Raw genomic sequence first — 12583 nt, forward strand, 5'->3', positions numbered from 1 at the left:
AGGCCGTTGAACTGGTGCGGCCGGTGTGCCACGGAAGTACCGTGGCACACCGGCCGGTTCGCGGGGCCTGCGGTGGGTCAGCCCGGGATGATGGAGAACGCGCCGTTCTGCAGCTGGGTCTCGGTGTACGGGCCGCTGTCCATGGACTGCGGGCCGTAGTTGTCGAAGGCCTGGCCGTTCACCGTGAGGTTGGAGAAGTCCAGCTCGTTGAAGGACGGGTAGCTCTGGGTCGGGGACTCGATGACCGCCTCGGCGCTGACGTCCTGGGCCCGCAGCGACTGCTTGGTGGTCTTGGTCCAGCCCTGGGTCACGTCGGTCAGGGTGAGGGTGTAGCTGCGGCCCGAGGTGTTCACCACGCTGGCGTTGAAGGTGTCACCGGCGCTGACCGGGTTGTTGAAGTAGACCGGGGCGGCCGGGTACATCTCGTACCAGCCGGAGTAGACCGGGGAGCCGCTGGAGCAGTCCGCCTGGACACCGGTCTGCTCAACGGTCTGCGAGCCGTAGCCGTCGATGCCGATCCACGGGGCGAACAGGTCGTTGCTGGTGTTGCACTGGACGTCCGGCATGGTCCAGGAGCCGCTGATGCTCTTGAAGCCGCTGCCCTGGGCGACGTAGCCGCCCCAGTTGCTGTCACCGGAGAACGGGTGACCGCCCCAGCTGTGCTGCTGCGGGCCGAAGAAGTGCGGGGTGGCGGCGCTCGCGGCCGGGGCGGCGAAGGCGGCACCGGAGAGGGCGAGCAGGGCGGCTATCGCGGCGCGGGCGGGCTTGCGCAGGCGCAGGCTGGTCATGGGAGTGCTCCTCGGTGCGTGGGGGTCGATGCGCCTGGCAGCCTTCGGGTGGGGCCGGACGGCTGCCGGGCGATGCGGCTCAGCGTGCGGCCAGGCGACTGCTGTCGGGAAGGTGACGACTGGTGCCGGAATGCGACATGGCGGAAACATGTCAGCTCTCAGAACTCTTGATTTCCGCTCAGGCATGGACCACAGTCGGTCCACAACAAGGCCGGATGCCCAGGTGGGGCCCGGTCGCGGCAGCGGTTGCGGAACCGGGGGCGGCCAGGTGGCGGAGCAGTGGACGGGGCGGTTCGGCGGCCTCGGGCTGGCGGCCGACCAGGAGTTGCTCTATCTGCACCTGCTGGGCAGCCAGGGGCTGACCGCGGCCGGGCTCGCCGCCGCCGTCGGGATGGGCACCGAACGGGCGTCGGCCGCGCTCGGCGCGCTCGCCGATCTCGGACTGGTGGAGCGCCCGGCGCCGGACGGTACCGTGTGGCGCACCACCGCGCCCGATGTGGCGCTGGAAGAGCTGCTGCTGCGCCGCGAGTTGGAGCTGCGCCGGACCCGCGGCCGGATCACCGAGCTGCTGCGGACCTACCGGCGCACCAGCACCGGTGCCGACGGCGACCTGGTCGAGGTGATCACCGGCCGGGAGGCGATCGCCGACCTGTGGCGCAGTCTCCAGCTGGGCGCCCGAGGCGAGTTGCGGGTGCTCGACAAGCCGCCGTACATCCGCCGCTCCGACCCCGAGCTCGAACTGGCCTCGCTGGCCCGGGGGGTGCGGATGCGCGTGGTCTACGAGAGCCAGGTGCTGCGTGATCACGCCCGGCTGGCCGAGATCCACCGGTACACCGAGGCCGGCGAGCAGGCCCGGGTGCTGCCCGAACTCCCGCTCAAGCTGGCGCTGGTGGACGACTGCTGGGCGCTGCTGCCGGTCAGCTCGGGCACCGCGGAGCAGAGCGTGCTGCTGGTCCGCCCGTCCTCGCTGCTGGACGCGCTGACCGGCCTGTTCGAGCTGTACTGGTCACGGGCGATGCGGATGCCCCCACCGGACTCCACCGAGCCGCCGCGTGACCGGCACCACCAGCTGCTCACCTTGCTGGCGGCCGGGTTGACGGACGAGAGCATCGCGCGGCAGATGGGCGTCTCGACCCGGACCGTGCAGCGCTGGGTGCGCGAGCTGATGGACCGGTTCGGCGCGCGCACCCGGTTCCAGGCCGGGATCCAGGCGGCCCGCGCCGACCTGCTCTAGTCGCTCACCGTGAGGGTGACTTCGCTGCCCTGGGGCGTCCGCACGCGGGGATGCCCGGGGCGGTCGCGGTCGATGGTCACCCGGCGGGTTCCGGTGACCGTGATCCGGGCGCCGGGCGGGGCGGCCAGCTCGGTCCAGCCGCCGGTCGCCCGGAAGGTCACCGTGTAGGAACCGGCCGCCCAGGACTCCTGGCTCGGCCGCCCGGCCAGCGCCACCGCGTACGGGCCGAAGGCCGGCCCGTCCCCGGGCGCGGGCTGCCCGTCCGTCCCCAACGCGCAGTAGCCGCCCTGGCCCTGGCACCAGTACCACATGGTCCAGGCGCTCGCGAAGCCCGCCATCGCGGCGACCTGGCGGCGCACCAGCTCGGTGTTGCCCGGGGTGCGGGAGTTCGGCGGTCCCCACTCGCCGACCAGCACCGGCATCCGGTGGGCGCGCGGGTAGGCGGTGATCGCCGCGGTGTAGTTCTCGATGAAGCCGTCGGCCGGGTTCCAGTCGGCGCCGTCCTCCACCGCGGTGTCGTAGAAGTGCGGTGCGTAGCCAAGCCGGGGCCCGCCCTGGCGCGGGTCGGTGAAGCCCGGCAGCTGGGTCGGCACGCCCTCGCCGACCAGCACGGTCGGCTCGACGAAGAGCCAACTGCGCTGGTCCACCGAGCGGATCGCGGCGATCAGCCGCTGGTACATGGCGGCCAGCCGCCCCTGCTCCAGGGCCGCCGAGGAGGCCGCCAGCACCGCCGGGTCGCTCGGGTCGCCGTTCACCGGTCCGAACGGCTCGTTGAACAGGTCGTAGCCCAGCAGCGAGCGGTGGCCGCGCAGTTCGGACGCCAGGTGGGTGTAGAACTCGGCCTGCCAGCGGCGCAGGTCGGCGTCGTCGTAGAGGTGGCGGAAGGCGGCCTGCACGGCCGGCTGGAAGTAGCCGGCGAACCAGTCGTCGGGGTCCGGGACGAACGGCAGCCCGTCGTCGCGGGTCGCCCACGGCGGGATGCCGCGATCGCCGCCGCCGAAGGCCGGGCCGTAGACGTCCTGGTGGAAGTCGATCACGGCGAGCAGCCCGTCCTGGTCGGCCCAGGTCAACAGGCGCTGGAGTTTGGCCAGTTCGGCATCGTCGTAGTGGCCGCGACTGGGCTCCAGGCGGTCCCAGGAGATCGCCACCCGGATCAGCGTGAAGCCGCGGTCGGCGATCGAGCGCAGGTCGGCCTCGGTGGTCTCGTCGTACTTGTCGACGTTGAAGCCGCGGGGTTCCACCACCCGGCCGGCCCGGTCGGTGAAGAGGGTGCGGCCGTCCGGCGTCTGGGTGCTGCCGGTCGGGAAGTCGGCGGCCGGCCGGTCGGGTCTGGCCTGCGCCGCGGGGGAGGCGGTGAGCAGCACGGCGGCGCTCAACAACAGGGCGGCGGCGGTACCAAGGGGGCGCACGGACACCTCGCACGGGGCGGCGGTCGGGCAGAGCGCCGATCGTGGCCCATGCCGTCGCCGGGCGCAAGAGGCCCGGCAGCACCCGCCGGGCGGGCGGGCGGCCGCTACTCGTCCGGCTCGTGGTTGTTCGGGCCGCTCGGCAGCGGTGCGGCGGGCAGCGGCGCGGCGGCGGCCAGCCGGCCCCAGAGCAGGTCGGCCAGCGCCTGCACCATCCGGGCGCGCGGGCAGGGCCTGGTCTCCAGCCACCAGTCCCCGGCGGCCAGCACCATGCCGGTGATCGCCCGCCCCCAGGCCTGGGAGAGCAGCGGGGCGTCCGGGCCGAGGTCGACCTGCGCGGTGACGGCGGTGGTGATCTCGTCGGCGATCTGGCGCAGCGCGGGCGCCAGCGCGTTGCCCACCCCGTCGGGGTCGCCGGCCTCCGGGTGGGTGAGCAGCCGGTAGACCTGCGGGCGGGCCTCGATCCCGGCCAGGTAGGTGTCCAGCACCAGTTCCACCCGTTCCCGGCGCTCCAGCGGTTCGGCCAGCGCGCTGCGCACCGCGGCCAGCAGGCCCGAGGTGTGACGTTCGGTCAGCGCCTGGAAGAGGCCGCTGCGGTCGCCGAAGTGCCGGTACAGGATCGGCTTGGTGATGCCGGCCTCGGCGGCGATCGCGTTCATGCTCGCGCCCGGGCCCTCCCGGCTGACCACCCGGTCGGCGGCGTTGAGCAGTTGCTCCCGGCGCGGTTCCTCCAGCGCGGTCACCCGGCCCTCCGTTCCCTCGTCGCGTCGCGGTGCTGTGCATGGGTGTTGTCCATTGACAGCCGTTACCTATCAGTAGCAGACTCCGTCGATGTTACCCCCGGTAACACCCCGGGCGGCGCGATCTTGATCCTGGAGGACTGCATGAACCCCTTCTCGCTGGCGCTCGGCGAGGACCAGCTCGCCGTGCGCGACTGGCTGCACGGCTTCGCCGCCGACGTGATCCGCCCGGCCGCCGCCGAGTGGGACGAGCGCGAGGAGACCCCCTGGCCGATCATCCAGGAGGCCGCCAAGATCGGGATCTACTCGCCGGACTTCTACGCCCAGCAGTACTTCGACCCCTCGGGCGTGGGGATCCCGGTCGCCATGGAGGAGCTGTTCTGGGGCGACGCCGGCATCGGCCTGTCCATCGTCGGCACCACGCTGGCCGCGGTCGCCCTGCTGGCCAACGGCACCGACGAGCAGATCGGCACCTGGGCCCCGCAGATGTTCGGCACCCCCGAGGACGTCAAGGTGGCCGCGTTCTGCTCCTCCGAGCCGGACGCCGGCTCCGACGTCTCCGCGCTGCGCACCAAGGCCGTCTACGACCAGGCCAAGGACGAGTGGGTGCTGAACGGCACCAAGACCTGGGCCACCAACGGCGGCATCGCGGCCGTACACGTGATCGTCGCGACGGTGGACCCCGAACTCGGCGCGCGCGGGCAGGCCTCGTTCGTGGTGCCGCCCGGCACCCCGGGACTGTCGCAGGGGCAGAAGTTCAAGAAGCACGGCATCCGCGCCTCGCACACCGCCGAGGTGGTGCTGGACGCGGTCCGGGTCCCCGGGCACTGCCTGCTGGGCGGAAAGCAGAAGCTGGACGAGCGGCTGGCCCGGGCCCGCGAGGGCGTGCGCAAGTCGGGCCGCAACGCGGCGATGGCCACCTTCGAGGCCTCCCGGCCGGCGGTCGGCGCGCAGGCGATCGGCATCGCCAGGGCCGCCTACGAGGTGGCCTTGGACTACGCCAAGACCCGGGTGCAGTTCGGCCGTCCGATCATCGACAACCAGGGCGTGGCCTTCACCCTGGCGGACATGCGCACCCGGATCGACGCGGCCCGGCTGCTGGTCTGGCGGGCCTCCTGGATGGCCGCCAACCAGCAGCCGTTCACCGCTGCCGAAGGTTCGATGTCCAAGCTCTACGCGGGCGAGACCGCCAAGTGGGTCACCGCGCAGGCGATGCAGATCCTCGGCGGCAACGGCTTCACCCGGGAGTACCCGGTGGAGCGGATGCACCGGGACAGCGCGATCTACACCATCTTCGAGGGGACCAGCGAGATCCAGCGGCTGGTCATCGCGCGGGCCCTGTCGGGGATGCCGATCCGCTGAGCGGCGGCTACCGCTCGGCCGACCGGCTCTCGATGACGCAGTCGGGGCCGGGGTAGATCAGGCCCTCGTGGCCGTCGGTGAACCTCACCAGGTACGGAGGTTCGCCGTCGGTGCCGCGCACCTCGGTGATCTCGCCCTGGCGGTCCTCCAGGCCGACCGACCGGCTGTGGATGTGGATGTGGTCGCCTACGTGTGCGCGCATGTCCGGAAACTCCTTGCCTCGGGGTGGGACTGCTCCTGAGGGCATCTCACCAGAGAGTGACCGGCGTCACGTCTCACGTTACTCCGTCGGGCCCAGTCGGTCCGGGCCGCAAGCTCCTGGGAACACCGGCTCGCGCCGCTCCAGGAACGCCGCCAGCCCCTCGCGCACGTCGGGCGCCTCGCGGGAGCGGCGCTCCCAGGGCGCGAGCGCGGCGGCGGGGTCGGCGGCGGCCAGCGCCGCCTTGGCCGCGCCGATCGTCTGCGGCGAGCGCCGGGCCAGCAGCCGGGCGAACTCCAGGGCGCGGGCGTCCAGCCGCTCCGCCGGGTGCACCTCGTCCAGCAGGCCGAACCGCTCGGCCCGCTCGGCGTCCACCAACTCGCCGGAGAAGAGCAGGTACTTGGCGCGGGCCGGGCCGACCAGGGTGGCCAACCGCGCGGTGGGGACCGCCGGGTAGACCACACCGAGCTTGGCCGGCGTGATCCCCAGCCGGGCGTCCGCCGCGCCGAACCGCAGGTCGCAGGCGAGGGCGAGCTGGCAGCCGCCGCCCACGCACGACCCGTGCACCACGGCCAGCGTCGGGTGCGGGAAGGCGGCCAGCGCCTGCTCCGCCTCGACGTTGCGCGCGTGGTAGGCGTCCGCACTCGCCGAGTCCCCGTACACCTGGGCGAGTTCGGCGATGTCGGCCCCCGCGCTGAAGGTGCCCTCGGCCCCGCTGACCAGCAGCGCCCGCACCCCGGGCCGGGCCGCCAGCCCGGCCAGCAGCCCTGGCAGCGCCTGCCACATCGCCGCCGTCACGGCGTTGCGGCGCTTGGGCCGGTCCAGGACGAGCACGGCCACGCCGTCGGCCCGGTCGTGGAAGGCGCGCAGGCCAGGCACGGGGGAGGGGAGTTCGGCGCGGCCGGCGGTGAGGGGCGTCTGATCGGTCATGGCCCACACTCTTGCAGGCGGGCTGCTCGGCACCCGCCGGGGGCCGGGGTGACGCCACCCTTCGATCAGCGGCCGATCGCCACCGGGGCTTCGGCGCTCCGGATCAGCACGCGAGATCGAACTCCCGGGCCTGGACACCGCTCAGGAAGCAGTCGAACTCGTGCCGCGTGAACACGTGGATCTGCCCCGCCGGGTCGGCGCTGTCCCGCACGGACACCCCGCCGCCGTCGGCGAACGCGAGCTCGATGCGGTGGCCCGTGTAGTGGCCCGCGCGCAGGCGGGTGAGCCAGCTCGCCCAGACGTCCGCCGGGTAGACCTGGGCGGGCTGCTCGGGGTGCTTGCTGTCGCGCAGCGCCACCGCGCCGTCGAGGAAGGCGACTTCGAAGCAGCCTTGGGCAGTCTCGCTCGCCTTGGCCTTGAACCAGCGGGCGGTGCTCATGTCGGGTCCAGCTGTCATCTCGGACTCACATCTCCTGGCGGACGGTTCGAAGGAATCGAACGGTATCGGCTGGGTCGAGCGCGAGGCCCAGCAAGCGGCCGTACAGCTGACTGAAGCGGCGCGTGTCGTGCGGTTTCTGGAGGTAGAGGTTGCCACCAGGCGTGTCGCAGTAGACGACTTCGGGCTCGTGCGGGTCCGGGAAGTCGATCAGCGTGAAGCCGCCAGCGAGTGATCCGTGGGAGCCCTTGGCGAACGGCAGGACTTGGAGTGTCACGTTCGGCACTTCTTCGGCGAAGTGGATCAGCTGATCGATCTGACCACGGGTCACCTCCGGCCCGCCTGCCGGCCGACGGAGGCTGGCTTCGTCAAGGACTACTTGCAGATCAAGTGGGTCCGGTCGACGCTGCAGGACCTCCTGTCGTGCCAGATGAGCAGCGACCAGCTTGGCGATCTCGTCATCGCCGGCGGTGGGCAGACCGGCGCGAATGATCGCGTGCATCGTGTCGGTGGTCCTGAGCAGGCTGTGGACGATGCTGAGAGCGAATACCCGAAGGGAACGTGCGGCCTGTTCCAGGCCGAGGTAGGTCTCCAGATCCGGCGGGAAGGCGGCCTCATGGGCGGTCCACACCCCACCGTCGGGAGCCTCGCGGGCCAGTGCGGTGAGCATCACCCGCGTCTCGTCCGGTGCGTTGTAGGTGTCCAGCAGCCCGGCCAGTTCCAGCTTGTGGGTCTCGCGCAGGCCGTTCTCGATCCGGCTGATCGTGCTGTCCGAGCGGCCGATCGCGTCGCCCGCCTGCTGGATGGTCAGGCCGGAAGCTTCACGCAGTTCCCGGAGGATGCGGCCGATCCGCCGCCGTTGCTGGACGTGGCTCTTGGGCTGTGTCACCCGTGCCCCTCCCCTCAGTCGACGGGGTAATCCTGCCCCAGGTCGTGGGGTCGGGGAAAGCGAAGTACCCATGAGTCCCTCCCAAGAAGGAAGATCTAGAACTTTCCGCCTGACTTTTCACGAAGAAGTTGCGCCCAGAAGTTTCTGAGCCCCATCCTAAGGCTACAAGTCGTGATGAGGCGATCGCTCCCAGTGATCAACTTTGCGAGCGCCCGTCACTCGTCGCGCTTCGAGAGCTGCCTGATGAACCGTCAGTGCTGCCTCGGGCGGGCGAAGTCAGTTCGGACCGACCACGGAGGCACTGCCATGACGGCACGCTTCGACAGCCACTCCACCCCCTCCGAGCAGCGCGCCATCACCGCCGCCGGCGCGCTGACCGCTGTCCTCACCGAGGCGCAGATCACCATCCCCTCCCTCGGGGTCGACTGGCCCACCATCACCGGCCACTACCTGGTCACCCTCGGGCGGGTCCGCCCCGACGTGGCCGACGAGTTGACCGCCCTGCTCCGCGACGGCCTGAACGCCCGTGCCCAGCAGCAGCGTTGACCCCGCCGAGAGCGGAGCGGCCCGCGAGCAGCGCGAGGCCGCCGAACTCGCCATCGCGGCCCTGGTGGACGCCCTCGCGGTGGCCGGACTGCCGTCGCTGGTGGCGCTGGAGGGTGCTCGCATCACGATCACCCCGGTCGGCGCCCACATCGAGCTCGGTGGCTGCGGCAGCCGCGTTGTCCAGGCGATCGCCGATCACATCGCCGCTCACGCGTGCTGCACGGGCCGTCTCGTCCGGGGTTCGCTCGTGCCCACTGGGCTGGCCGAACTGCCCGCTGTGCGCGGGGAGCTGAGGCAGCTGTGAAGAAGAAGCCGAAGAAGAGCGCGATGACCCTGCGCGTCTACCGGGTCACCCCGACCGGCAAGCGCGTCCATCTCTCCGCCACCAGGATCACGGCGGACAAGCCGGACACCCGCCCCTTCAGTGACCTCTGGCCGCGCTGCGCCTGCCCCCGTTGCGACCCGCGCGATTGACCGAGAAGTGGCCCGTCCCCAGTGGCCGTGCCCAGGGCGCTCCCCCAGGCGGGGAGCGCCGCCAGGGGAGGCGCGCGTGGTTGAATGCGCACGACGGGACCAGCGCGTTGTGCAGACGAGGAGTCGACAAGTGGACCAGGAGCAACTGCTACCCAGGGACGCCTGGCTCGCCTCGCTGCCCCGCTCCTACACCGCCGCCGGCTGCCTGCTCACCGATGAGGCGGGCCGGGTGCTGGTGCTCAAGCCCAACTACCGTCCCGGCTGGCAGTTCGCCGGCGGCGTCATCGACCCGGGTGAGGACGCGCTGCAGTGCGCCAGGCGCGAACTGCTGGAGGAGACCGGCCTGGATCGCGAGGTCGGCCGGCTGCTGGTGGTCGGCTGGACCCATCCGTCCGCGCAACTGGAGCACCCCGCGGTGCACTTCATGTTCGACGCGGGCACGGTGCCGGTGGACACCGTGATCACCCTGCAGGCGAGTGAGCTGGAGGAGTACCGGTGGGTCGAGCCGGAGCAGGCCTACCAGCTGCTCGGCGAGGCGCGGGCGCCCCGGCTGGGCCTGGCGCTGGCGGCGCGGGCCGACGGCGTGGTGCGGATCGCGGCGGGGACGATCTCGGGGATCTGATCCCGCGTCATCAGGGTGGTTGAGGCGGTGGCCTGGGTGGTCCGGGCGGTCCAGTGGGGAGAGGGAGAAGTGGACGGGGTGGAGCAGGGTCAGGTCGAGGTCCGTTGGGTCGCGGTGACCCCGGCCAATGCGGCCGTGGCCGAGGCCGCTGCCGCGGACGGGGTGTTCGACGAGCGTGAGCGGCAGCAGTCCGCCGCGTTCCGGCGGGCCGAGGACCGGGCGCTCTACCAGGTCGCCCATCTGGCGCTGCGGCGGCTGCTGGCCGAGCGGTCGGGCCGCCGGCCCGAGGAGGTGGTGTTCCGCCGGGCCCCCTGTCCGGGCTGCGGCGAGCTGCACGGCCGACCCGAGTTGGCGCAGGCGCCCGGCCTCGAGTTCTCGCTCTCGCACAGCGGGGGCCTGGCGCTGATCGCGCTGGCCGCCGACCCGATCGGCGCTGACGTCGAGTTGGGCGGCGCCTTCGCGCCGGGAGCCGGTGCCGAGGTGGTGACCCAACTGCACCCCGCCGAGCGGGCCGAACTGGCCGAGCTGGCCGAGCGCCGCCCCGATCGCTGGACGGCGGGCGCGCTGCGCTGCTGGGTGCGCAAGGAGGCCTACCTCAAGGGCACCGGGATGGGGCTGGGCCAGGGGGTGGACAAGGACTACGTGGGCCTGGGACCCGGGTTCGACGTGGCGCCGGCGGGTGGCGAACGGCCGCCGGCGGGCTGGGAGCTGCGAGCGGTCGAGGTGCCGGCCGGGTACGACGCGGCGATCGCGTTGCGCCTGCCGCCCGGGTTGGCGGGGGAGTCGGTCCGGGTGCGGTCGGCGGAGCTGTGGGTGGGGGAGCGGTGAGTCGCTGAGCTTCCGTGCCGTTGTCACGGGGTGGGCGCGCGGTGTCGCGTCGCGCGTCGCTCGTCCGAGTGGTCGGTGCGGGGCGGGCGAAACGGCTCGTCAGCGGCCTCGTTCCTCCCCTCAGGAGCTGATGACGCGACGACGACGGGAAGCACGATGGCAGCGCGCAGCGGCAAGGAGTTCCTGGCGGGTCAGGTGGCCAACCGGCCCGACCGGGAGCAACCGGTCCAGCCCTTCGAGGACCCGGGCCCGCTCTTCCCGGACGCGTTCAGCGCCCAGGTGGCCAGGACCCCGGACCAGGTCGCGCTGGTGCACGGCTCACGGACGGTCAGCTATGCCGACCTGGAGGACTACTCCAACCGGCTGGCCCGGCTGCTGATCTCGCGCGGTGCGGGCCCCGGTGAGCTGGTCGCGCTCGCGCTGCCGCGCTCGGCCGACCAGCTGATCGCCATCCTCGCGGTGCTCAAGTCCGGTGCCGGCTACCTGTCGCCGGGCCTGGGTCCGAGCCTGGGTCTGAGTCCGGCCGCGGGCCTGGACCAGGCTGAGGAGCGGCGGCAGTCCGGTCAACTGCCAGGTATCGCCAGGCCGGTGCTGCTGGTGACCCGCAGCACGGTGCCCGGGCTGCCGAGCGTGCCGCCCGCCGTCGCGCTCGACGACCCGCTCACCGTGGCCGAGTTGTTCGGCCTGGACGCCGACCCGGTGACCGACGCCGAGCGGATCCGCCCGCTGACCGCGCGGGACACCGCCTTCGTGATCCGGACGCCTGGCCCCTCGGGCACCCCTGAGCCGATGGTCGTCCCGCACCAGGGCCTGCCCGCGCTGGCCGCCGCCCACATCGAGCGGCTGGGCCTGACCGAACGCAGCCGGGTGCTGCAGCACGCGTCCACCGGTTTTGACGCGGCCGTCCGCGAGTTCACCATGACGCTGCTCAGCGGGGCTGCCCTGGTGCTCACCCCCGACGTGCCCGCCGCGCGCCGGGAGTCGATCCCCGGTACCGGTACTGCCGGCGACGCTCCCGCTCCCACCCACGTGATCCTGTCGTCCGCCGCACTGGCCACGCTGCCCGAGGGCGGGCCGGCGCCCGGCACGGTGCTGGTCACGGTCGGCGGGCCCTGCGCCGCCGAGCTGGTCGAGCGCTACGCCGGCCGCTACACGGTGGTCGACGGCTACGGGCCGACCGGGACCACGGACGCGGCCACCGAGGGGGAGGCCCTGGTGCCGGGCGAAGTCCCGGGTACCCGGCGGCCGTTGCCCGCAGCCAGGGTGGCCCGGGCCGCCCATCCGCTGGACACCCCCGTACTGCTGCGGGCCGGGGATCCGGGGCGTCCCGCGCTCTTCTGCCTGCCCCCGATCAGCGGGATCGCCTGGCCGTACCGTGCGCTGGCCGCCCAACTGGAGCCGGCGCAGCCGCTGATCGGCCTCCAGGCGCGCGGCCTGATCCCCGGTCACCATCCGCTGACCGACCCCGAGGAGCTGGTCGCCGACCTGGTCGCCCAGATCCGCGCCGCCCGGCCGACCGGCCCCTACCACCTGCTCGGCGCCGCCTTCGGTGGCGTGCTGGCCCACCAGGTGGCCGTCCGACTTCAGCAGGCCGGCTGCCAGGTCGGCCTGCTGGTCAGCCTGGACGGCTACCCGCGACCTGCCGCCCCCGAGGGCACTCCGGAGAGCACTCCCGAGGGCGCCTTCGAGTTCAGCCGGCGCGACCTGCTGGACGAGTTGGGCAGACTGACGACGGGTGCGGACGGTGCTTCGGCGCTCGTCGACGAGGCCACCATCGACGCCCTGGTGGCGGTCGGTGCCAACCACCGCCGGCTCGGCGCGTTGCTGCGTCCCGGCGTCTTCCGAGGCGACCTGCTGCTCTTCGTCGCCGCCCGCCCGTCCGGCGCACGTGTGGTCGAGGATCCGGCGGGCAGCTGGCGCCCGTACCTGGACGGCACCGTGTGCGCGCACCGGGTCGACCAGCCGCAGCTGCGGATGCTCGGTGCGGCGGGGATGGCTCAGCTCGGGCCGGTGCTGGCCGGGGCACTCCAGGAGCAGCGCGCGCCGGCGTCGTCCCAGCGGCCGGACTGACCGCCGCCGGCGCCGTACGGAGGCTCGTACCGCCGGGCCCGGGCCCGCTGCCGGGCCCC

The 12583-nt window shown here is 72.8% G+C and carries 15 protein-coding genes; 8 read left to right on the forward strand and 7 right to left on the reverse strand.

The features are described 5' to 3' along the window. Positions 1-77 precede the first annotated feature (77 nt). A complete protein-coding gene (locus OG403_RS25740) occupies positions 78-788 on the reverse strand; it encodes a G1 family glutamic endopeptidase (protein ID WP_329568290.1) in 711 nt (236 codons plus the stop codon). 268 nt (positions 789-1056) lie between these two features. Here OG403_RS25740 and OG403_RS25745 point away from each other — a divergent pair, with 268 nt between their 5' ends. After that, positions 1057-2022, forward strand: coding sequence for a LuxR C-terminal-related transcriptional regulator (locus OG403_RS25745; RefSeq protein ID WP_329568292.1), 966 nt, complete (start codon positions 1057-1059; stop codon positions 2020-2022). On the opposite strand, the gene OG403_RS25750 is transcribed toward OG403_RS25745, so the two are convergent. Further along, entirely contained in the window at positions 2019-3431 is a 1413-nt protein-coding gene (locus OG403_RS25750) for a glycoside hydrolase family 5 protein (RefSeq protein WP_329568294.1), read from the reverse strand. The genes OG403_RS25745 and OG403_RS25750 overlap by 4 nt on opposite strands. Positions 3432-3535: 104 nt before the next feature. Further along, complete coding sequence (locus OG403_RS25755) at positions 3536-4171, reverse strand: TetR/AcrR family transcriptional regulator (protein WP_329568296.1); 636 nt, start codon at positions 4169-4171, stop codon at positions 3536-3538. A gap of 141 nt (positions 4172-4312) precedes the next feature. On the opposite strand from OG403_RS25755, the gene OG403_RS25760 reads away from it, so the two are divergent. Continuing rightward, positions 4313-5530, forward strand: coding sequence for an acyl-CoA dehydrogenase family protein (locus OG403_RS25760; protein ID WP_329568298.1), 1218 nt, complete (start codon positions 4313-4315; stop codon positions 5528-5530). A gap of 7 nt (positions 5531-5537) precedes the next feature. On the opposite strand, the gene OG403_RS25765 is transcribed toward OG403_RS25760, so the two are convergent. From OG403_RS25765 to OG403_RS25780, 4 genes are all read right to left on the reverse strand, one after another. Next, entirely contained in the window at positions 5538-5732 is a 195-nt protein-coding gene (locus OG403_RS25765) for a DUF1918 domain-containing protein (protein WP_329568299.1), read from the reverse strand. A gap of 78 nt (positions 5733-5810) precedes the next feature. After that, positions 5811-6659: an enoyl-CoA hydratase/isomerase family protein gene (locus tag OG403_RS25770; protein ID WP_329568301.1), complete on the reverse strand. Its 849-nt coding sequence runs from the start codon at positions 6657-6659 to the stop codon at positions 5811-5813. A 103-nt stretch (positions 6660-6762) separates the two neighbouring features. Next, positions 6763-7116: a DUF397 domain-containing protein gene (locus tag OG403_RS25775; protein ID WP_329568303.1), complete on the reverse strand. Its 354-nt coding sequence runs from the start codon at positions 7114-7116 to the stop codon at positions 6763-6765. A gap of 7 nt (positions 7117-7123) precedes the next feature. After that, a complete protein-coding gene (locus OG403_RS25780) occupies positions 7124-7984 on the reverse strand; it encodes a helix-turn-helix domain-containing protein (protein WP_329568305.1) in 861 nt (286 codons plus the stop codon). 306 nt (positions 7985-8290) lie between these two features. On the opposite strand from OG403_RS25780, the gene OG403_RS25785 reads away from it, so the two are divergent. From OG403_RS25785 to OG403_RS25810, 6 genes are all read left to right on the forward strand, one after another. Further along, positions 8291-8530, forward strand: coding sequence for a hypothetical protein (locus OG403_RS25785; RefSeq protein WP_329568307.1), 240 nt, complete (start codon positions 8291-8293; stop codon positions 8528-8530). After that, the gene (locus OG403_RS25790; protein ID WP_329568309.1) at positions 8511-8834 is read left to right on the forward strand and encodes a hypothetical protein; all 324 of its coding nucleotides are present in this window, start codon (positions 8511-8513) and stop codon (positions 8832-8834) included. The genes OG403_RS25785 and OG403_RS25790 overlap by 20 nt, the downstream gene beginning before the upstream one ends. Beyond that, entirely contained in the window at positions 8831-9004 is a 174-nt protein-coding gene (locus OG403_RS25795; RefSeq protein WP_329568311.1) for a hypothetical protein, read from the forward strand. Before OG403_RS25790 ends, OG403_RS25795 begins: the two co-directional genes overlap by 4 nt. Before the next feature lie 130 nt (positions 9005-9134). Next, positions 9135-9626 carry an NUDIX hydrolase gene (locus OG403_RS25800; protein WP_329568313.1) on the forward strand — a complete coding sequence of 164 codons (492 nt, stop codon included), beginning with the start codon at positions 9135-9137 and terminating at the stop codon, positions 9624-9626. A gap of 78 nt (positions 9627-9704) precedes the next feature. Continuing rightward, positions 9705-10454: a 4'-phosphopantetheinyl transferase family protein gene (locus OG403_RS25805; protein WP_329568315.1), complete on the forward strand. Its 750-nt coding sequence runs from the start codon at positions 9705-9707 to the stop codon at positions 10452-10454. Positions 10455-10610: 156 nt separating this feature from the next. Beyond that, positions 10611-12524 (forward strand): AMP-binding protein, encoded by a 1914-nt coding sequence (locus OG403_RS25810; RefSeq protein ID WP_329568318.1) that lies wholly within the window; start codon positions 10611-10613, stop codon positions 12522-12524. The last annotated feature ends 59 nt before the right edge of the window (positions 12525-12583 follow it).

It is taken from the genome of Kitasatospora sp. NBC_01266, from assembly GCF_036242395.1.
Classification (GTDB): domain Bacteria; phylum Actinomycetota; class Actinomycetes; order Streptomycetales; family Streptomycetaceae; genus Kitasatospora.

What these genes read in the sequence shown, in the direction of transcription:
- OG403_RS25810 (WP_329568318.1), top strand. Translation starts at nt 10,611, where the DNA reads ATGGCAGCGCGCAGCGGCAAGGAGTTCCTGGCGGGTCAGGTGGCCAAC.
- OG403_RS25785 (WP_329568307.1), top strand. Translation starts at nt 8,291, where the DNA reads ATGACGGCACGCTTCGACAGCCACTCCACCCCCTCCGAGCAGCGCGCC.
- OG403_RS25770 (WP_329568301.1), bottom strand. Translation starts at nt 6,659, where the DNA reads ATGACCGATCAGACGCCCCTCACCGCCGGCCGCGCCGAACTCCCCTCC.
- OG403_RS25765 (WP_329568299.1), bottom strand. Translation starts at nt 5,732, where the DNA reads ATGCGCGCACACGTAGGCGACCACATCCACATCCACAGCCGGTCGGTC.
- OG403_RS25760 (WP_329568298.1), top strand. Translation starts at nt 4,313, where the DNA reads ATGAACCCCTTCTCGCTGGCGCTCGGCGAGGACCAGCTCGCCGTGCGC.
- OG403_RS25775 (WP_329568303.1), bottom strand. Translation starts at nt 7,116, where the DNA reads ATGACAGCTGGACCCGACATGAGCACCGCCCGCTGGTTCAAGGCCAAG.
- OG403_RS25740 (WP_329568290.1), bottom strand. Translation starts at nt 788, where the DNA reads ATGACCAGCCTGCGCCTGCGCAAGCCCGCCCGCGCCGCGATAGCCGCC.